Below are 20,216 nucleotides of genomic sequence, written 5' to 3'. Positions count from 1 at the left end.
CCCGCTGCCGATAAAGCTGAGGAATAGGGCAGCTTCGCACGTCGCTGCGTTCACATCTTTGCGAGCGGGCTGGAGTGGCGTCCCGCTCGGAGGCTGCGGTTCCGCCGGGACAGGAACGGGGCCCGACCGTCAAAAGGCGGTCCGCCGCACGGGCCGGGTTCACCCCTTAAAGCCTTGTCATCATTGGCCGGCGCGGCGCGGTCGATCACTCTCACGCGATTGGGGTAAGCCCCCGAACAGCCCGCCCGAGCATGCATTTGTGGTGTGGTCTTCGACCTAACCCATTCAATTCTTACGGGAATTTAATGTCGCGCACAATTGCATGGCCGGGTTCCGGCGTTATGTTCCCGGCCGGATTGCGTCTTGAGCAGTGACGCTGGCCAAGGACGTGGTCGACCTGGCCGCATGCGGTTCGATGGATAGGTGACAAAGTGGACGACGAAGTCGCCAGCCGGCTACAGCCGCTCCGTGAGCCGATGACGGACATCAAGCCGGTGGTCGTGCGCCGCCGGCGCCGCGGCTGGATGGTCGCGCTGCTGCTGGTCGCGGCTGGAGCGGGCGTCGCCTTCTGGCTCCATCCAGCACCGGTGCAGCAGCAAGGCGCGCGCGGCGGCCAACGATTCCGGGGCGGCGATCTCGGCGCGCAGCCGGTCGCAGTCGCCTCGGTGACGCAGGCCGACATCCCGATCACGCTGGAGGCGCTGGGCACGGTGACCTCGCTGTCGACGGTGACCGTGCGCCCGCAGGTCAGCGGGCAGATCACCGCGATCGCCTTCACCGAAGGGGAAATGGTGAAGAAGGGCGATTTTCTTGCCCAGGTCGACGACCGCACTCTCCAAGCCTCGCTGCATCAATTGCAGGGGCAATTGAAGCACGACCAGGCGCTGCTGACCGATGCCAGGCTCGACCTCGACCGCGATCTGAAGCTGACCTCCAACGCCATCACCCAGCAGGCGGTCGACCTGCAGCGCGCGACCGTGCAATCCGACGAGGGCACGGTCATGTCCGACCAGGCGCAGATCGAGGCCGTCGAGGTCAATATCGCCAACAGCCATATCGTTGCACCTGCCGACGGCCGCATCGGCCTCAGGCTGGTCGATCAGGGCAATTACGTCACGCCTTCCGACAGCACCGGCATTGCGGTGATCACCGAGATGCAGCCGATTTCGGTGCTGTTCTCGCTGCCCGAGGACACCCTCGCCGAAGTGCTGGAACAGACGCATGGCAATGCCGGGCTCAAGGCTACCTTGTTCGACCGCAACGACACCAAGCAGATCGCCGAAGGCACGCTGCAGACGATCGACAACCAGATCGATCCGACCACCGGCACCGTGAAGCTGCGCGCCGTGTTTGCTAACGCCGACGGCGGGGTTTATCCCAACCAGTTCGTCAACGTGCATCTCCTGGTGCGCACCCTGACCGGCGTGACGGTGCTGCCCAACGCCGCCATCCAGCACGGCGCCCCAGGCACTTTCGTCTATCAACTCAACGACGACAGCACTGTCTCGGTGAAGACCGTTTCCCTTGGCCCGGGCGACGCCTCGGTGACGCAATTGCTGTCGGGCCTTCCGCCAGGCGCCAAGGTGGTCGTCGATGGCGTCGACCGGCTGAAGGACGGCGCCAAGGTGACCGTGCCTGACAACAGCGCCGCGCCGACCGCCGGCGCTGGATCTCCCGCGCAGCCGCAAGCGGAGGGTAGGGGCAGCGGGGCCGCCGCGACCAGCAATACGTCTGCCGTCAACCCCGGCAACGCGCCCGCGATCTCGAGCAGCCAGCGCCAAGGTTCGGCAGGCGACGGCGCGGACGCATCGGGCGATGCCAACCGCAAGCACCACCGCCACCATCGTCGCGACGGCAGCGGCAATAGCGGCAGCAGCGGAAATGGTGGCGACACCGGCGAAGCCCAATGAGCACGCCGAGCGGTCTCGTCTCCGGCTGGCTGAACCCGTCGCGGCCGTTCATCCTGCGGCCGGTGGCCACCACGCTGATCATGGCCACCATCCTGGTGGTCGGCATGATCGCCTATCTCTTCCTGCCGCTCTCGGCCTTGCCTGAGGTCGACTACCCGACGATCCAGGTGCAGACCTTCTATCCCGGCGCCAGCCCGGAGGTGATGACGACTTCAGTCACCGCGCCCCTGGAGCGCCAGTTCGGCCAGATGCCGGGGCTGGAGCAGATGTCGTCGGGGAGTTCGGCCGGCGCCTCCGTCATCACGCTGCGCTTCAGCCTCGACCTCAGCCTGGACATTGCCGAGCAGGAGGTCCAGGCGGCGATCAACGCAGCCGGCAACCTTCTGCCCGCCGACCTGCCGGCGCCGCCGATCTACGCCAAGGTGAATCCGGCCGACGCGCCGATCCTGACGCTGGCGATCACCTCGAAGACGCTGCCCCTGACCGAAGTCGAGAACTATGGCGAGACGCGGCTGGCGCAAAAGATCTCGCAGCTCCCGGGCGTCGGGCTGGTCAGCATCTCCGGCGGCGAGCGGCCGGCCGTGCGAATCCGCGTCAAGCTCAAGGCGCTGGCCGCCATGGGGCTCAACATCGACGATCTGCGCACCACCATCGGCACGCTTAACGTCAACACGCCGAAAGGCAGTTTCGACGGGCCGGCGCGTTCCTACACCATCAACGCCAACGACCAGATCAGCGACCCCAAGACCTATGCGGATATGGTCGTCGCTTACCGCAACGGGGCGCCGGTCAGGCTGGGCGAGGTCGCCGATATCATAGAGGGGCCGGAGAACTCGAAGCTGGGCGCTTGGGAAAACCGCTCGCCGGCGATCCTGCTCAACATCCAGCGCCAGCCCGGCGCCAACGTCATCCGCGTCGTCGACTCGGTGAAGGCGCTGCTGCCACAGCTTCGCGCCGGCCTGCCGGCGGCGGTCACCGTCGAGCCGCTGACCGACCGCACGACCACCATCCGTGCCTCAGTCCATGACGTCGAGTTCGAGCTGGCGACGGCGGCGCTTCTGGTCGTGCTCGTCACCTTCCTGTTCCTGCGCAACATTCCGGCGACGATCATTCCGAGCCTGTCGGTGCCGCTGTCGCTGATCGGGACGTTCGCGGTCATGTATCTTTGGGGCTTCAGCCTCGACAATCTGTCGCTGATGGCGCTGACCATCGCCTCCGGCTTCGTCATCGACGACGCCATCGTCATGATCGAAAACATCTCGCGCTTCATCGAGCATGGCGACGATCCGGTCACCGCCGCGCTCGAAGGCTCGGCCCAGATCGGCTTCACCATCATCTCGCTCACCGTCTCGCTGATCGCGGTGCTGATCCCGCTTCTGTTCATGGGCGACGTCGTCGGCCGCCTGTTCCACGAATTCGCCATCACGCTTGCGGTCGCCATCGTCATTTCGGCCATCGTCTCGCTGACTCTGGTGCCGATGATGTGCGCCAGGCTCCTCAAGCCGCCATCCGAACGCAGGCAGGGCGTGCTGGCGCGCGGCGCCGAGGCCGGCTTCGACGCTGTCGCGAATGGCTATGCCGCCGCCTTGCGGTGGGTGCTCGACCGTCAGGCGCTGACGCTGCTGGTCGCCGCAGCCACGCTTGCGCTCACCGTCTATCTCTATGTTGTCATCCCGAAAGGCTTCTTCCCGGTTCAGGACACCGGCGCGATTTCGGCGGTCACCGAGGCCGCGGGCTCGGCCTCCTACGCCGACATGGCAGCGCACCAGCAGGCGCTCGCCGATGTCATCCTGAAGGACCCGGATGTCGCGAGCCTGTCATCCTTCATCGGCGTCGACGGCCAGAACATGACCGCCAACAGCGGCCACATGCTGATCAATCTCAAGCCGCGCGACGAGCGCGCGGCCGATGCCAGCGCGATCATCCGGCGGCTGGCTCGGGAGACCGACGTCGTGACCGGCATCGCGCTGCACATGCAGCCGGTGCAGGACCTGCGCGTGGACTCCACCTCCAGCGCGTCGCAGTACCAATACGTTCTGCAGGATTCGGATCCGGCCGAGCTGGCGACGTGGACATCAAAGCTCACCGATACGCTGGTGGCACTTCCCGAGCTCGCCGACGTAGCCAGCGACAGCCAGCAGAGCGGGCTTGCGGTCGACATCACCATCGACCGAGCCACCGCGGCACGCTTCGGCATTACGCCAGCGACCGTCGACAACGCGCTCTACGATGCCTTCGGCCAGCGCATCATCTCGACGATCTTCACCCAGTCGAACGAATACCGCGTCATCCTTGAAGCCGATGCCTCGGTGGGCCAGACGCCGGCTTCGCTGGGCTCGATCTACCTGCCGTCCTCCGGTTCCGGCCAGGTGCCGCTATCGGCGATCGCCAATATTAGTGTCCGGCAGGCGCCGCTGCTGGTGAACCACCTCGCCCAGTTCCCGGCCACGACCATATCCTTCAATCTCGCGCCCGGCATCTCGCTCGGCGACGCCACCGCGGCGATCAGCAAGGCGGAACATGACATGCAGCCGCCCGCCGGCCTGGTCACCGGCTTCCAAGGCGCCGCGCTTGCCTTGCAAAGCTCGCTCTCCAACGAGCTGCTGCTGGTGCTTGCGGCAGTCGCCACCGTCTATGTCGTGCTTGGCGTGCTCTATGAGAGCTTCATCCACCCGCTGACGATCCTCTCGACGCTGCCCTCGGCAACCGTGGGCGCGCTGGTGGCGCTGATGCTCGCCGGCCACGATCTCGACGTGATCGGCATCATCGGCATCGTGCTCTTGGTCGGCATCGTCAAGAAGAACGCCATCATGATGATCGACTTCGCCCTGCAGGCCGAACGCCTGCAGGGGCTGGACCCGCGCGAGGCGATTTACGAAGCCTGCTTGCTGCGGTTGCGGCCGATCCTGATGACGACGATGGCCGCGCTGTTCGGGGCGCTTCCGCTCCTGCTTGGCGGCCTTGCCGGCTCGGAATTGCACCAGCCGCTCGGCATCACCATCGTTGGCGGGCTGATCGTCAGCCAGGTGCTGACGCTCTTCACCACGCCGGTGATCTACCTTGCCTTCGATAGACTGACGCGGTCGGGGGCACGTGAAGCGAGAGCGCCGGCCGGCGGGCTCACGCCGTGAATCTCTCCGCGCCCTTTATCGCCAGGCCGGTCGCCACGACGCTGCTGGCCATCGGATTGGCGGCGGCGGGCCTGATCGCATACGTCAATCTTCCGGTCGCGCCGCTGCCCAAGGTGGATTTCCCGACCATCTCGGTGCAGGCTTCGATGCCGGGCGCCAGCCCCGACACGATGTCGACCGATGTCGCGGCGCCGCTCGAACGGCATCTCGGCCAGATCGCCGGGGTTTCCGAGATGACGTCGCGCTCCGGCACCGGCTCGACCAATGTTGTGCTGCAATTCGACCTCGATCGGGACATCAACGGCGCCGCGCGCGATGTTCAAGCCGCCATCAACGCCGCGCGCGCCGACCTCCCGTCCGACCTGCGCAGCAACCCGACCTACCGCAAATACAATCCCGCCGACGCACCGGTGATGATCCTGGCGCTGACCTCGCGCACACTCACACCCGGTCAGCTCTACGATGCCGCCGCGACCGTGCTGCAGCAGCGCCTGTCCCAGGTCGAGGGTGTCGGCAATGTCGACCTCGGCGGCTCGTCGCTGCCCGCCGTTCGGGTGGAGCTCAATCCGGGGGCGCTGTTCCATTACGGCATCGGCCTGGAGGATGTGCGCGCCGCACTTGCCTCGGCCAATGCCCGCAGTCCGAAGGGCTTCGAGGAGGACGGCGCGCTCCGCTACCAGCTCTACACCAACGACCAGGCGAGCCATGCCGCCGACTATCGCGACCTGGTGATCGCTTGGCGCAACAGTGCGGCGGTGCGCCTCGCCGACATCGCAGATGTCGAGGACTCGGTCGAGGACGTGCGCAATCTCGGCCTCGCCAATGGCGTGCCGGCCGTGCTTTTGGTGCTCTATCGCGAGCCCAACGCCAACATCATCGACACGGTCGACCGCGTGCGCGCGCTGATCCCGACACTGCAGGCTTCGGTGCCGGCGGATGCGCGCCTCAGCATCGCGTCGGACAGCAGCCTCACCATCCGCGGCTCGCTGCGCGACACCGAGCTGACGCTGGTGCTGGCGGTGCTGCTGGTCGTCTTCGTGGTGTTCTGCTTTTTGCGCGACTGGCGCGCGGCGCTGATCCCGAGCGTGGCGCTGGTCGTCTCGATCCTCGGCACCTTCGGAGCGATGTACCTGCTCGGCTACACGCTCGACAATCTGTCCTTGATGGCGCTCACCATCGCCACCGGCTTCGTCGTCGATGACGCCATCGTGGTGCTGGAAAACATCATGCGCCACATCGAGGACGGCATGCCGCGCGGCCGGGCGGCGCTGGTCGGCGCTCAAGAGGTCGGCTTCACCGTGCTGTCGATGAGCGCTTCTCTCGTCGCCGTGTTCCTGCCGATTCTGTTGATGGGCGGCATACTCGGCCGCCTGTTCCAGGAATTCGCCATGACCTTGTCGCTGGCGATCGCCATTTCGCTGGTGCTGTCGCTGACGGTGACCCCGATGATGTGCGCGCATTTTTTGCGCGCGGGTGCAGTCCGATCGGAGCGCCGTTCCATCCTCGCACGCTTCGGCGAAAGCGTCTTCGAGCGCGTCCGCGCCGGCTACGGCCGCTCGCTCGCCTGGTCGCTCGACAATGCCGAGGCGATGCTCATCATCCTGATCGCGGCCGTCGCGCTCAATGTCTACCTCTATACGATCGTGCCCAAGGGCTTCTTCCCGCAGCAGGACACCGGCGAGCTGATCGGCGGCCTGCGCGCCGACCAGGCCATTTCCTTCCAACTGATGCGGCAGAAATTCGAGCGGCTGGAGACGATCCTGAAGAGCGACCCGGCGGTGGCGAACGTCGTCGGTTACATCGGCGGCCGCCAGACCAACTCCGGCTTCGTCTATGTCAACCTGAAGCCGAAGGGCGATCGTGCGCCGCTGCAAGCGGTGCTGGGGCGGCTGCGCGCGCAGCTCAGGCAATTGCCCGGCGCGCAGCTCTTCCTCAACCCGCGCCAGGAGATCAGGGTCGGCGGCCGCCAGAGCCTCGCCACCTATCAATACACACTGCAGGCCGATACGACCGCGGATCTCGACGAATGGGCGCCGAAACTCGTCGAATTGCTGAAACAGGCGCGGGAGCTAACCGACGTCACTTCGGATCGCGACGAGGCCGGGCTCGAAACCAACATCACCGTCGACCGCGAGAGCGCGGCCCGGCTCGGCCTGACGCCGGCGAGCATCGACAACACGCTTTACGACGCCTTCGGCCAGCGCCAGGTGTCGACCATCTTCAACGCCCGCAACCAATATCACGTGGTGATGGAAGTCGCGCCGCGCTATCTGCAGGATCCGAGCGCGCTCAACGGCATCTATGTCAGCACCTCGGGCGCGGCGGCGAGCGGCACGCAGAAGACCAACGCGCTGGCCGGCAGCCTGTCGGGCTCGCTGCAGAATCAGGCGACCAATGCGATCGCCGTCACCGGCCACGGCAGCGCCTCGAGCGGCGCCGCCGTCAGCACCTCGGCCGAGACCATGGTGCCGCTCGCCGCCTTCAGCACCTACGGTCCGGCGACCACGCCGCTTTCGGTCAACCACCAGGGCCACTTCGTCGCCACGACGATCTCGTTCAACCTTGCCGATGGCGCCACGCTCGGCGACGCCTCGGCGGCAATCGACCGCGCCATGGCGGAGCTGAAAATGCCGGTGTCGATCCACGGCTCGCTTGCCGGCACGGCACTCGCCTTCCGCTCCAACCTGCTCAACGAGCTTCTGCTGATCGCTGCCGCGCTCGCCACGATCTATGTCGTGCTCGGCGTGCTCTACGAAAGCTACGTGCACCCGATCACCATCCTGTCGACGCTGCCTTCGGCCGGCATTGGCGCGCTGCTCGCGCTCATCGTCACCGGCATGGAATTCGACGTGATCTCGCTGATCGGCATCATCCTGTTGATCGGCATCGTCAAGAAGAACGCCATCATGATGATCGACATGGCCTTGCAGGCCGAGCGCCAGGAAGGGCTTGCGCCGCGAGAAGCCATCCACAAGGCGAGCCTCCAGCGCTTCCGGCCGATCATGATGACGACCTTTGCGGCTTTGCTCGGCGCATTGCCGTTGGCGCTCGAGACCGGCACTGGGGCGGAGCTGCGCCAGCCGCTCGGCATCGCGATCAACGGCGGCCTCATCGTCTCGCAGCTTCTCACGCTCTACACCACGCCGGTCGTCTATCTCTATCTCGACCGGCTCAGCGCCCGCAGACCGACGCTGCGAGTGGCGCCGGCGGAGTGATCGGGCACCGCGACCTTGGACCGTTCGACCGCGCGAAGCGAAACAGTTCGGCCCATGAGGCGGCGCGCCTTCATATCGCTCGACGCCACCCAACGCGCTTGATCGTGAGATCTGTGCTGTCGCTTCGTGAACTGGCACGATGCTTCATCATCGGATGCGCCCTCGAAGGGCGCGACCAATTCCTGCTCACCCGGCCCATTGCCCGAGCGCTACACCGGGGCGTCGCGAGCGGGCCTTTTGCGTCGCATCTTTGGTCTATAGGTGCTGCCGGGTGAGCGGCAGCACCTCTCTTCATGCCGGTCTCAGCGCTTCGGGCCGAAGCCGGGATAGGGATTGAGCGGCACGATCGCCGCGATGTCCATCATTCCGGCCTCGACCATCGGCAGGGTGGCGAGATGGCCGCGCACCTCTTTGTCGTCGGCAGCCTCGAACATCATGCCGCTGCCGGGGATGTCACCGCGGTTCCAGACCTGGCGCACGGCGCCTTGCGCATAGAGCGTGCGCCGCTGCTCGGCTTCGCCCGGAAGCAGCGGCGCGAAATCGCTATCGCTGAACTTTTCGGTGTTGCGGGTGAGAAGGGCAAAGAACTGCATGGCGGTCTCCTTTGTGGCCGGTTGATGCGGAAGATATCGCGCCGGCTGGTCAGACTGTCCAAGACTGATTAAGTTAAAGATCAGACCTTGAAGGACTTAAATCATAGAGACGCAGAATGCTCGACCTGCGGCAGATCCGCTATTTCGTCGCCGTCGCCGAGGCCGGCAATGTCGGCCGCGCCGCCGAGCAGTTGCATATCTCGCAGTCCCCCTTGAGCCGGCAGATCATGCACCTCGAGGAGCAACTCGGCGTCACGCTTTTCGAGCGATCGAAGCAGCGCGTCCGTCTCAACGCCGAGGGCAGGGCTTTCCTTGCCGAGGCGCGCGCTCTGCTCGTCAATGCCGCGCGGCTGGAGGAGCTCGGCCGCAAGCTTGCAAGCGGCGCGACCGGCAGCCTCGCCATCGGCTACGTCGAGGGGGCGGTGCATGCCGGGCTGATCGCCGCGATGCTCAGGGAATTCCGCCGCGAGCGGCCGGATTTTCATCTGCAACTGAGAAGCCGCCGCACGGCCGCGCAGTTCGAGGATCTGCGCCAGCGCGTGCTCGACCTCGGATTCGTCTACGCGCCGGCGCCGCAAGGCGATCCGGATATCGAGAGCATGCTGGTGCGGCGCGAACCGCTGGTGCTGGCGATCCCCGAAGGCGATCCGCTTGTCGATGCGAGCGACATCAGGCCCCGCCATCTTGACGCCCGCGTCTGGATCACCGTCGTGCGCCAACCCGATGACACCAACCGCGCGCAGTTCCTGGCGGCCTGCATGGAGGCCGGTTTCGTGCCCGACGTCGCCTACGAGACGGCCGATCCCTTGACCTCGCTCGGCCTGGTCAGCGCCGGGCTGGGCCTAGCGACGGTACAGGAAAGCCTGCAAAGCGCTGCGCCGGCCGGCATCGTCTTTCGCGACCTGCCATGGTTCAAGCGCAGCGTTGAAATCCATCTCGCCTGGCGGCGCAATGACCGGAGGGCGGTGATTGAGGATTTGAGGAGGACGGTGAACGGTGAATGGTGAATAGCGAATGGTTGCTATCTGGCGGTGGACAAATTTCGGCTCACGCGATCCGCACTATTCACCATTCACCTTACATTTTGTCGATCACCGCCTGCACACCTTCCGTCGGCGCGTCGACCGACGAGCCCGCCACCATGATGGCGGCGACGATGGCCTCGGGGTCGTTGACCACCAGCGGCTTCACCCTATGTGCGGTGTGGATGAAGCCTTCGCCCGACATGTGCTCGATGAGCGCCAGCATCGGGTCCCAGAAGGCCTTGATGTTGGCGAACACGATCGGCTTGCGGTGATGGCCGAGTTGCGCCCAGGTCATGATCTCGACGATCTCCTCGACCGTGCCGATGCCGCCCGGCAGCGCCACGAAGGCGTCGGATTTCTCGAACATCCTGTGCTTGCGCTCGTGCATGTTGTCGGTGATCACCAGCTCGTCGAGCTTGTCGAGAGCGGTCTCGGTCGCCTCCTTGTTGATCAGGAAGCGCGGGATGATGCCGGTCACCTTGCCGCCGGCCTTGAGTGCCCCGTCTGCGACGGCGCCCATGATTCCCTTGGTGCCGCCGCCATAGATCAGGCGCAGGCCGGACTTCGCCAGCGAGCGGCCGAGCAGGTGGCCGGCCTTGACATAGGCCTCGTCGCGGCCCGGAGACGAACCGCAATAGACGCAGACGGATCGAATCGTGTTCATGTCATGATTGGTGATAGGGACGGTTGGCGCGGTCAAGCCCAAGGACGGGCTTTTTCTTGTGAGCTTGGTGAAAACACGCTAGACCGGCGTTAGGTGGCTAAGGGGCAGAAAAGATTATGGCTATCAATTCTTCCAAGGCGTTTTTGTTCGCGGCGGGCGGCGTTGCCGTCGTCGCGGCGGTCGCCTACGGGTCGGGCGCGCTCGACCCATACATCAACAAGCAGAATCCGCCGCAGGTCGCGTCGCTGCCGCAGGCAGGCACGAAGCCGGCCGAATCCTCAAGCACCTCCACCGAGGCGCGCGTACCGCAGGCGCAAGCCCCGGCCAATACAATGGCGCCGGCCAACAACACGATGGCGCCGGCCAACAAGATGGCGCCCGCCAACAATGCAATGGCGCCTGCCAACAACGCGACGGCCCCGGCGGAATCCGCCCCGGCCGCTCAGGCGCCGGCCGCCGCAGGACCCACACTGCCAACCTTCGATGTCGTGCGCGTCGAAGGCAATGGCTCGATTGTCGTCGCCGGCAGCGCGGCGCCCAATGCCAAGGTCGAGGTCCTGAACGGCGGCACGGTGCTCGGCTCGACCGATGCCGGTCCCGATGGTGCCTTCGCCATTGTGCTCGACGATCCGCTGAAGCCCGGCGACTACACGATCACGCTGCGCTCGACCGCTGGCGGCGTCGCCGTCGCCTCGGCGCAGACCGCCGTCGTCTCGGTGCCGCAGAGCCCGACCGGCCAGGTGCTGGCGATGGTCGAGGAGCCGGGCAAGCCGTCCGAATTGCTGACCATTCCGCAGCCCGCGGCCAAGCCAGCGGCACCTGCCGCCACCGGTCAGGCAGCCGACCCGGACGCGCAGGCCCCGGCCGCAACCGCGCCGGCGGCGTCTGCCCCGGCGGCGGCGCCGGCTGCAACGGCACCGGCAGCTACGGATCAGGCTTCGGCTCCCGCGACCCAGAACGCCGCCGCAGACGAACCGAAGATCGCCGTCGAGGCGGTTGAGATCGACGGCGGCAAGATCTTCGTCGCGGGCAGGGCCGATCCCGGCCGCAAGGTGCGCGCCTATGCCGACGATGTACTGCTTGGCGAGGCGAAAACTTCGCCTGACGGCCATTTCCTGATCGAGGCGGCGCGCGACATTCCGGTCGGCAACCACACCATTCATGTCGACGGCCTGGCCGACGACGGCGTCAAGGTCGTCGCCCGCGCCGCTGTCCCGTTCGAACGCGAGCCCGGCGAGTCGATTGCCGCCGTCGCGCCCAACCAGACCAAGCCCGCCGACAGCAAGCTCGCCCAGGGTGCGGGGTCCCAGCCCGCGGAGGCGAAGTCCGGGGCGGCCAATCCCGCCGAGACGACGGCGCCGGCCACCGCTACCGAAGAAGCGGGCAAGCCCGCCGCGACCGCCGACACGTCGGCCGAGGTCGCCGAAGCGAATCCTGCGGCCGACGTGCCTGAAACCATGGCGCCGAAGCTCGAACACGTCGATGGAGCCGTCATCATCCGCCGCAACGATACGCTCTGGCGCATCTCGCGGCGCGTCTATGGCCATGGCGTGCGCTACTCGACCATCTATCTCGCCAACCAGGATCAGATCCGCAATCCCGACCGCATCTGGCCCGGTCAGGTCTTCAAGGTCCCCGGCAAGTCGAAGGAAGGCGAGCCGGCCGACATGAAGGCCATGGGTGACCAGATGACGGCGCCAAAGACGGAGTAAGAGCGCAATCCCCCTCGTGGGGATGCCCGGCAGGGCAGAGGGGCGCTGCCCCGCCGGCGTTCGACACTCCACCTGCTGCCCATCCGCCTGGCTTGCCCTCTCATCCTCCATCGTTTATCGGCGATGAACGATGACCGAATCCCTATCCGTCAACCGCGCCCTCAATAGCCGAGCCCTCGACAGCCGCGGCATCGCCACGCGGTTCGCGGCGCTGTCGCATCCGGCACGCATTGAGATCCTGAAGCATCTCTCGGCCAGTAGCTGCTGCTCCTGCCGCGAGGTGGTCGATCATCTCGATCTCGCCCAGTCGACCGTTTCGCAGCATCTGAAGATCCTGGTCGAAGCAGGGCTCGTCCGCTTCGAGGCGGATCGCCAGCGTTCACGCTACGCGGTGGACCGCGCTACGCTCGCCGAGGTCTCGGCGTCGCTCGCGGCCCTGGTCGATTCCTGCTGCGGCGAAAGCATGAAAGAAAGCTAAGAACAAAATGGCCGACAAGACCGTCTCCGCCGAAACCGGCACCCTCACCACTCTGCGCAATCTGTGGCCCTATATGTGGCCGGCCGACCGTGCCGACTTGAGAGCTCGCGTCACCTGGGCGACGCTGCTTCTCGTCGTCGCCAAGGTCACCCTGGTCGCCGGTCCCTATTTCTTCAAATGGGCAACAGATGCGCTCGCCCACGCCTCGAAGACGCCGCCGCCGCTGCCCGCCTTCATGCTCGCGCCAGTGATGCTGGTCATCGCCTATAATGTGCTGAGGCTGGTCCAGCTCGGCTTCAACCAGCTGCGCGACGCGCTGTTTGCCCGCGTCGGCCAATATGCGGTGCGCCAGCTTGCTTTCCGCACCTTCGTCCACATGCATCAGCTGTCGCTGCGCTTCCATCTTGAGCGCCGCACCGGGGGTCTGTCGCGCATCATCGAGCGCGGCACCAAGGGCATCGAGACGATCGTGCGCTTCGTCATGCTGAACACGGCGCCGACCATTCTCGAATTCGCGCTGACGGCCGGCATTTTCGCCTACACCTATGGCTGGAAATACGTCGCCGTGGTCGCGGTCACCGTGTGGATCTATGTCTGGTTCACGGTCAAGGCCAGCGATTGGCGCATCTCGATCCGCCGCGACATGAACGAAAGCGACACCGACGCCAATACCAAGGCGATCGACTCGCTCTTGAATTTCGAGACGGTCAAATATTTCACCAATGAGCGCATGGAAGCCGAGCGCTTCGACCGCTCGATGGCGCGTTATGAAATTGCCGCCACCAAGACCTGGACCTCGCTCGGCTGGCTTAACTTCGGCCAGGGTCTTATCTTCGGCCTCGGCACGGTCATCGTCATGTGCATGTCGGCGCTCGAGGTGCAGGCCGGCACGCAGTCGGTCGGCGATTTCGTCTTCATCAACGCCATGCTGATGCAGCTTTCGGTGCCGCTCAACTTCATCGGCTTCATCTATCGCGAAATCCGCCAGGGTTTGACCGATATCGAGCACATGTTCGACCTGCTCGACGTGCCCCAGGAGATCGTCGACAAGCCGGACGCCGGGCCGTTGAAGGTGAGTGCCGGCAAGGTCGAGTTCCGCGACGTGCACTTCTCCTATGATTCAAACCGCAAGATCCTGAAGGGCGTCTCCTTCGAGGTGCCGGCCGGCAAGACGGTCGCCATCGTCGGCCCCTCCGGCGCAGGCAAGTCGACCATCTCCAGGCTTCTGTTCCGCTTCTATGACGTGCAGCGCGGCCAGGTGCTGATCGACGGCCAGGACATCCGCGACGTCACCCAGGAGAGCCTGCGCGCGGTGCTCGGCATGGTGCCGCAGGACACGGTGCTCTTCAACGACACCATCGCCTACAACATCCGCTATGGCCGCATCGGCGCCAGCGAGGAGGAGGTGCGCAAGGCCGCCGAACTCGCCCAGATCGGGCCGTTCATCGAAAAACTCCCCGACGGCTACCGCTCGATGGTCGGCGAGCGCGGGCTGAAATTGTCGGGCGGCGAGAAGCAGCGGGTCGCGATCGCCCGCACGATCCTGAAGGCCCCGCCGATCCTGATGCTGGACGAGGCGACCTCGGCGCTGGACACCCAGACCGAGCAGGAGATCCAGGCGGCGCTGGACCTCGTCAGCAAGGGCCGCACCACCCTTGTGATTGCCCACCGGCTGTCGACGGTGATCTCGGCCGACGAGATCATCGTGCTGAAGGACGGCCAGATCGCCGAGCGCGGCACCCACGCCGCACTCTTGCGCCAGCAGGGCCTCTACGCCTCGATGTGGGACCGCCAGCGCGAAGCCACCGAAGCCGAGGAGCGCCTGCGCATTGCGCGTGAAAGCGACGAGTTCGGCGTGATCGTACGGAGAAGGACGTCGGAGGTGAGCTAGCGCCTCTTCCTTCTCCCACAAGGGGAGAAGGAGAAGTCGGCGCAAAATCCCCTTGACCTCAACCTAGCTTGAGCTTGCAAACCGGCTCCGAACCCCTGCGAAGCAAGCCTTCCAAGAACGGAGACCGATCGAAATGGGTAATAAAGATCAACGCGCTGGCAGCGTGTTCCGGGTCGACAAATTCGTCGTGCCGGCGGAAGCGCGCGACGAGATCCTCGGCAAGGTCAGGATGACGCACGAATTGCTGCGCCAGCAGGACGGCTTCGTGCAGGACTTCCTGCTCGAGCAGTTCTCCGGCCCCGGCGAATTCAACATCGTCACCATGGTCGAATGGGAAAGCCAGGCCGCGGTCGACAACGTCGTGCCGATCGTCAAGGCCGCGCACGAGAGCATCGCCTTCAGCCCTCAGGCAACGATCGCCCGCCTCGGGGTCAAAGCGGATATCGCGCACTATCAGCGCGTGCCGGAGGCGTAAGACGGCCAGCCCGCGCCGGGTGCAGGCGCGACGACGCCCAGCAACTGGCCGGTGCGGGCGTCGCCGACCATGTTCTCGAAGCCGCGCCATTCGGCGGCGGTGATGTACAGCGTCCTGCCGTCGGCACCGCCCAACATGCAGGCAAAGCAGCCCCGATCGACCTCGACCTTGTCGATTTTCGCGCCGCCCTCGCGCACCCTGACACAGGCCGGCGCTAAAATCACGGCTATGAGTCCCTCGCTATTCGCCTCTCCCATTGTTGCGTTGCGGGGAGGGGGGCTTTCCGCTATTCAGACCGGACCTGAAACAGCGACCGCCCCAAGCCCTATGACGCTTCTCGATACGATCAAGAATACGTTCGTTCCGATCCATCGCGAGGGCTATCCCTTTATCGCCGCCTTCGGCGCGGCAACGCTGTTCCTCGGCTATTTCTCCTCGATCCTGTTCTGGCTCGGGCTGATCCTCACCGGCTGGTGCATCTATTTTTACCGTGACCCAGAGCGCGTCACGCCGGTCGACGACCGGCTGGTGGTCAGCCCGGCCGACGGCGTGGTTTCGGCGGTCGGGCCTGCCGTGCCGCCGCGCGAGCTTGGTCTGGGTACGGGCGAAATGACCCGTATCTCGGTGTTCATGAATGTCTTTTCCTGCCATATCAACCGCGCGCCGGTGCGTGGCAGGATCACGCGGATCGAGCATCGTCCCGGCAAATTCCTCAATGCCGAGCTCGACAAGGCAAGCTCCGAGAACGAGCGCAACGGCCTGGTCATTGACAGCCCCAACGGCACCATCGCCGCCGTGCAGATCGCCGGCCTTGTGGCGCGCCGCATCGTCTGCTGGGCCGAGCAGGGCGGCTCGATCGGCATCGGCGAGCGTTTTGGCCTGATCCGCTTCGGCTCCCGCGTCGACGTCTTCCTGCCGTCGAACGCCGTGCCGCGCGTCGCCGTCGGCCAGACGGCGGTAGGCGGCGAGACGGTGCTTGCCGAGTTCGGCGGCGCGGCGGTCGCCCCGCTGGTCAGGATTTCCTGAGCGGTGGGCGCGCCTTTCAAGAAGTTCGAGGCACACGCCAGCGGCGGCCCGCGCATCCGCGAGATCCCGATGCGCATGGTGCTGCCCAATCTGGTGACCGTTCTTGCGATCTGCGCCGGCCTTTCCGGCATCCGCTTCGCCTTCGAGGACCGCTTCGAGCCGGCGGTGGTCATGGTGCTGCTCGCCGCTTTCCTCGACGGCATCGACGGCCGCTTGGCGCGCATGCTGAAGGCGACCTCGAAGTTCGGCGCGCAGATGGATTCGCTGGCCGATATCGTCAATTTCGGCGTCGCGCCGGCGCTGGTGCTCTATGCCTTCCTGCTCGACCGCGCCGGCTCGCCGGGCTGGATCGCGGCGCTCCTGTTCACCATCGCCTGCGGCATGCGGCTCGCTCGCTTCAATGTGCTGGCCGACGACACCGATCAGCCGGCCTGGCAAACCGAGTATTTCGTCGGCGTCCCGGCGCCGGCGGGCGCGGTGCTGGTCATGCTGCCCTGTTATCTCTACTTCCTGCGGCTCGGCCTGGAACCGACCCGGCCGGCGGCCTTCGTCGCCACCGGCTTCACCGTGCTCGTCGCCTTCCTTTTGGTCAGCCGGCTGCCGGTCTATTCGGGCAAGAGCGTCAAGGTGCCGGGAGACAGAGTGCTTCCGGTCATCCTCGGCGTCGTGCTCTACATCCTGCTGTTGATGGCCTATCCCTGGTACACGCTGACGGCATCGGTCGCCGGCTACCTCGTCTTCCTGCCGTTCTCGGTGCGGGCCTATTCGAAGCGGGCCATGCGCGAAGGCGAGAAGGTGCCGCCTTCCGATATCGGGTAAGCACTGCGCCCTATCTCCCCCGTTGTGGGGGAAATAGCCATTTCAACATCTTAGCGAAGCTAAGTGTTAGAAATCGCAAGAGAGGGGAAAGCGCCTAACATGAGAAGTTGGCGCTCTACAAGAAGCAGCCTCCGCGCCCTACGAGACCCCCTTCTCCGGTATTTTCCAAGCACTTGCTCGGGGACAAGCCCGCTCGCGAATGCAGGAAAATGCTTTCTCCCCCACAAGGGGGGAAATAACCGCGCTAGGCCGCTACCCCCAATCCCAGCCGGTCGATCGCCAGCTTCCGCGCCGACACGTAATCCGTCTTGCCGGAACCCAGCACCGGGATTTCTTCCACCTTGATGATGTCATTGGGCACCATCAACTCGGCCGCGCCCGCCTTCTTGCCGAACTGGCGCAGCTCTTCGGCATTGGCATCGTCGGCCGTGGTGACCAGCACGATGCGCTCGCCGCGCCTCTTATCGGGCACCGCCACCGCGGCATGGCGCTGTTCCGGCCATAGCGACTGCACCAGCATCTCGACCGCGCCCAGCGACACCATCTCGCCGGCGATCTTGGCAAAGCGTTTTGCCCGCCCTCGGATGGTGATGAAGCCGTCGCGGTCGACCGAGACGATGTCGCCGGTGTCGTGCCAGCCCTCGAGCGGCTGCAACTCGCCGGGGCGGTCGGCGGTCATGTAGCCCATCATCATGTTCGGCCCGTCGAGCCAAAGCCGGCCGCCCTCGCTGATGCCCTCGACCGGCTCAAGCTTCATACGGATCGCCGGCAGCAGCCGGCCGACCGTGCCGTCGCGATTGTGGATGGCGGTGTTCACCGCCACCACTGGCGCCGCCTCGGTCAGCCCAAAACCTTCGATGATCGATGCCTGGAAACGGTCACGGTAGGTGCGCCTTGTCTCGGGCTTTACCGCTTCAGCGCCGGCAACAACGAAACGCAGGCTGGAGAAATCGCCGTCCTTGGCAGTGCGGGCATAGTTGGCGAGGAAAGTGTCGGTGCCGAACATGACGGTCGGCTTCACCTTGCGCGCGATCTCCGGAATGATCTTGTAGTGCAGCGGCGAGGGATAGAGGAACAGTTTCACGCCGGTTACCAGCGGCAGGATAGTGCCGCCAGTCAGCCCGAACGAATGGAAGACGGGCAGCACGTTGAGCAGGATATCGGCCGGCGAGATCGTGATGCGCGCCTCGGCCTGCATGGCGTTGGCGAGAAGGTTGCGGTGCGACAGCACCACCGCCTTCGGCGTTCCTTCCGAGCCCGAGGTGAACAGGATCACCGCTGGTTTCGGCGCTTGCTGCCGCTGCAGCGGAAAACGCCAGAAAAGCGCCGCCGCGACCTTGTCGAGCAAGGTCACGCTCTCGCGCACATCCTCCAGCCACAGCATCTTGGCGCCGCCCGCCTCGACGGCGGCGACGATGTCGTCGATGGCGGCCTTCTCGATGAACGCGCGAGAGGAGACCACTGTGCGAATGACCGCCGTGCGGATCGCGGCGGTGACGCTCGCCGGGCCGGCGGTGTAGTTGATCATCGCCGCGACGCGGGCCGCCGAGATAAGCCCGACAAAGGAGAGCACAATGCCATTGGCATTGGGCAGGAGCAGGCCGACCGCTTCGCCGGGCGCCGTCACCGCCTCGAAGCGGCGGCCGAGCACGCGCGCGCCGATGAACATCTTGCGATAGCTGAGCGCGCCCGAAATCACGTCCTCGATGATCGGATGCGAGGCACCGACGCGATCCGCCGCGTCGCGCATGGCCAGGAACAGGCCGCGGTCGAGATTGCTGCCGTAGAGCCGCGCCTCGGCAAACCGGTCGAACAGGGCGTTGGTGTTCGACGCCATGTCGGGGTTGCGAGCCACCAGCTCGGCCACGGTCATCGGTTCCAGCACGCTGAGCGACAGGCGCGGGAACCAGTGACGCGGCGCCTTGTCGGCCGGCGTCAGCGACATCGGCAGGTCGCGCGCACCGGCGACGAAGATCGGCACGATGCGGGCGTCGGCCTGCATGGCGATGCGGGTGATGGCGCGGAACAGCCGGAACGACTTGACGTCCGGCTCGACGTCGTCGGGCAGATAGACCGCAAGCCGGCCCTTGCCCTTCAGCACGCGCACCAGCCGCCGGCTGACGAAGAGATGTTCGGCATTGAAGGCGATGGTGCGGGCAAGCTCGCGCCACGGCTCCAGCCAGGGCGAGCGGGCCGAGGCCTCGTCCAGAATGTGCAGCGTGTCGTCAGGCAAGAGCGACAGCATCAGAGCCGGCTCGATGCGCGATTGGTGCGAAACGACATAGATCACCGGCGTGCGGGCATTGCGGGCAATGCGGATGCGGTCGTCGGCAATACGGTAGGCGAGCTTGAACGGCACGTAGAGCAACGCCTGGGTAAAGCGCAGATCGAGCCGGAACCTTTCGATCACGCCAATCAGCAGCCAGGCAAAGACAAGACCGGCAAGCAGCGCCAATGTCAGGATCATGCCGCTCTCTCCCAACGTCCTCCACGGTGCGGCTCTTGCGCGGCCGCTTCGGTGGCAGAAGGTAGCGGAAGTGGGGGCAAGGTCAATGTGGGGCTGGTAGGGCGCTCCCTTCTCCCCTTGCGGGAGAAGGTGGCCGAGCGAAGCCCGGACGGATGAGGGTATTGGACGGATCGCTTCGCTGGATATGTAAGTGCCTGAAAGCAATCGATTCTTCCAGGCCGTGCTTCTTCCAACACCTCTCATCCGTCTCGACGCTGCGCGCCGACCCACCGTCTCGCACAGGGGAGCGGGGAAAGGCGTGCCGCTACGCCACCTTCAGTCTCCCGCTGATGAAGCGGAACTCCTGGCTCTTGCCGCCAAAGCCGTAGGCCGCCGCCGGAACCTCATGCACCAGCGCGTAGCTTTCCTCATGGACGCCGCCGAGCAGGCGGCCGAAGGCGTCGAAAATCGCCTTGAGATACGCTTCGAGCTCGAGCTTGGTGTTGGTGCCGTCCACCACCTTGATGTCGAGCCAGAAGGTGCTCGTGCCATGCTCGGCCAGCGACTTGCCGCCGGCGAACCAGTGCTGCGGATCGACGTAGCTGATCGCAACCGCGGTGATGGTCGGGTCCTTGCGCAGTTGCGTGGCCGTAATCTCGGTGATCTCTTTCGCGATCGCGGCGGAACCCTTTGCGTCGGGCTCGCCGGTGACGCTGACATTGATGATCGGCATTTTTCTCTCCTTCGCTCTGACGGCTTCGCGCCGCCGATGAAGGGACCATGCCACTAGCCATGCGTCAAAAAAATCGAATTTTTTTTGACAATTACTTC

14 protein-coding genes and 1 pseudogene are annotated in these 20,216 nt (G+C 65.4%); 10 read left to right on the top strand and 5 right to left on the bottom strand.

From position 1 onward, the window contains the following. Positions 1-431: 431 nt before the first annotated feature. From EOD29_RS06630 to EOD29_RS06620, 3 genes are read left to right on the top strand one after another with little or no spacing between them, the layout of a single operon-like run. Positions 432-1,910 carry an efflux RND transporter periplasmic adaptor subunit gene (locus EOD29_RS06630; protein ID WP_245475263.1) on the top strand — a complete coding sequence of 493 codons (1,479 nt, stop codon included), beginning with the start codon at positions 432-434 and terminating at the stop codon, positions 1,908-1,910. A gap of 29 nt (positions 1,911-1,939) precedes the next feature. After that, complete coding sequence (locus tag EOD29_RS06625; RefSeq protein ID WP_127246606.1) at positions 1,940-5,041, top strand: multidrug efflux RND transporter permease subunit; 3,102 nt, start codon at positions 1,940-1,942, stop codon at positions 5,039-5,041. Further along, a complete protein-coding gene (locus EOD29_RS06620) occupies positions 5,038-8,256 on the top strand; it encodes an efflux RND transporter permease subunit (RefSeq protein WP_127246226.1) in 3,219 nt (1,072 codons plus the stop codon). Before EOD29_RS06625 ends, EOD29_RS06620 begins: the two co-directional genes overlap by 4 nt. Before the next feature lie 302 nt (positions 8,257-8,558). Here the strand turns inward: EOD29_RS06620 and EOD29_RS06615 are convergent, their stop codons facing one another. Next, positions 8,559-8,849, bottom strand: coding sequence for a muconolactone Delta-isomerase family protein (locus tag EOD29_RS06615; RefSeq protein WP_127246225.1), 291 nt, complete (start codon positions 8,847-8,849; stop codon positions 8,559-8,561). A 116-nt stretch (positions 8,850-8,965) separates the two neighbouring features. On the opposite strand from EOD29_RS06615, the gene EOD29_RS06610 reads away from it, so the two are divergent. After that, a complete protein-coding gene (locus EOD29_RS06610; RefSeq protein WP_127246224.1) occupies positions 8,966-9,856 on the top strand; it encodes a LysR substrate-binding domain-containing protein in 891 nt (296 codons plus the stop codon). Positions 9,857-9,926: 70 nt separating this feature from the next. Here the strand turns inward: EOD29_RS06610 and EOD29_RS06605 are convergent, their stop codons facing one another. Beyond that, on the bottom strand, positions 9,927-10,538 hold the full coding sequence (locus EOD29_RS06605) for a TIGR00730 family Rossman fold protein (RefSeq protein ID WP_066997348.1): 612 nt from the start codon (positions 10,536-10,538) through the stop codon (positions 9,927-9,929). Positions 10,539-10,654: 116 nt separating this feature from the next. On the opposite strand from EOD29_RS06605, the gene EOD29_RS06600 reads away from it, so the two are divergent. The 4 genes from EOD29_RS06600 to EOD29_RS06585 all read left to right on the top strand — a co-directional run bounded on the left by EOD29_RS06600 (position 10,655) and on the right by EOD29_RS06585 (position 15,094). Beyond that, the gene (locus tag EOD29_RS06600) at positions 10,655-12,250 is read left to right on the top strand and encodes a LysM peptidoglycan-binding domain-containing protein (protein ID WP_127215987.1); all 1,596 of its coding nucleotides are present in this window, start codon (positions 10,655-10,657) and stop codon (positions 12,248-12,250) included. Positions 12,251-12,380: 130 nt separating this feature from the next. Then, complete coding sequence (locus tag EOD29_RS06595) at positions 12,381-12,728, top strand: metalloregulator ArsR/SmtB family transcription factor (protein WP_067321203.1); 348 nt, start codon at positions 12,381-12,383, stop codon at positions 12,726-12,728. A 7-nt stretch (positions 12,729-12,735) separates the two neighbouring features. Continuing rightward, positions 12,736-14,619 (top strand): ABC transporter ATP-binding protein/permease, encoded by a 1,884-nt coding sequence (locus EOD29_RS06590; RefSeq protein WP_127246223.1) that lies wholly within the window; start codon positions 12,736-12,738, stop codon positions 14,617-14,619. 133 nt (positions 14,620-14,752) lie between these two features. Beyond that, complete coding sequence (locus tag EOD29_RS06585) at positions 14,753-15,094, top strand: antibiotic biosynthesis monooxygenase (RefSeq protein WP_127246222.1); 342 nt, start codon at positions 14,753-14,755, stop codon at positions 15,092-15,094. Here EOD29_RS06585 and EOD29_RS06580 read toward each other — a convergent pair. Next, positions 15,073-15,300: pseudogene (locus tag EOD29_RS06580) on the bottom strand (SMP-30/gluconolactonase/LRE family protein); the annotation flags it as partial. The gene EOD29_RS06585 and the pseudogene EOD29_RS06580 overlap by 22 nt on opposite strands. On the opposite strand from EOD29_RS06580, the gene EOD29_RS06575 reads away from it, so the two are divergent. Both EOD29_RS06575 and EOD29_RS06570 read left to right on the top strand, forming a co-directional pair. Then, positions 15,197-16,120: a phosphatidylserine decarboxylase gene (locus tag EOD29_RS06575; protein WP_348630411.1), complete on the top strand. Its 924-nt coding sequence runs from the start codon at positions 15,197-15,199 to the stop codon at positions 16,118-16,120. The pseudogene EOD29_RS06580 and the gene EOD29_RS06575 sit on opposite strands and share 104 nt — an antisense overlap. 75 nt (positions 16,121-16,195) lie before the next feature. Then, positions 16,196-16,939 (top strand): phosphatidylcholine/phosphatidylserine synthase, encoded by a 744-nt coding sequence (locus EOD29_RS06570; RefSeq protein WP_245457363.1) that lies wholly within the window; start codon positions 16,196-16,198, stop codon positions 16,937-16,939. A gap of 244 nt (positions 16,940-17,183) precedes the next feature. On the opposite strand, the gene EOD29_RS06565 is transcribed toward EOD29_RS06570, so the two are convergent. Continuing rightward, positions 17,184-19,406 carry an AMP-binding protein gene (locus tag EOD29_RS06565; protein WP_127246221.1) on the bottom strand — a complete coding sequence of 741 codons (2,223 nt, stop codon included), beginning with the start codon at positions 19,404-19,406 and terminating at the stop codon, positions 17,184-17,186. 304 nt (positions 19,407-19,710) lie between these two features. Next, positions 19,711-20,118, bottom strand: coding sequence for a 4-oxalocrotonate tautomerase family protein (locus tag EOD29_RS06560; RefSeq protein ID WP_067321223.1), 408 nt, complete (start codon positions 20,116-20,118; stop codon positions 19,711-19,713). Between the last annotated feature and the right edge of the window lie 98 nt (positions 20,119-20,216).

Source organism: Mesorhizobium sp. M1A.T.Ca.IN.004.03.1.1, assembly GCF_003997555.1.
Taxonomy (GTDB): domain Bacteria; phylum Pseudomonadota; class Alphaproteobacteria; order Rhizobiales; family Rhizobiaceae; genus Mesorhizobium.
The sequence above is the reverse complement of the archived record's forward strand: the minus strand, read 5'-3'. Positions and strand labels throughout refer to the sequence as shown.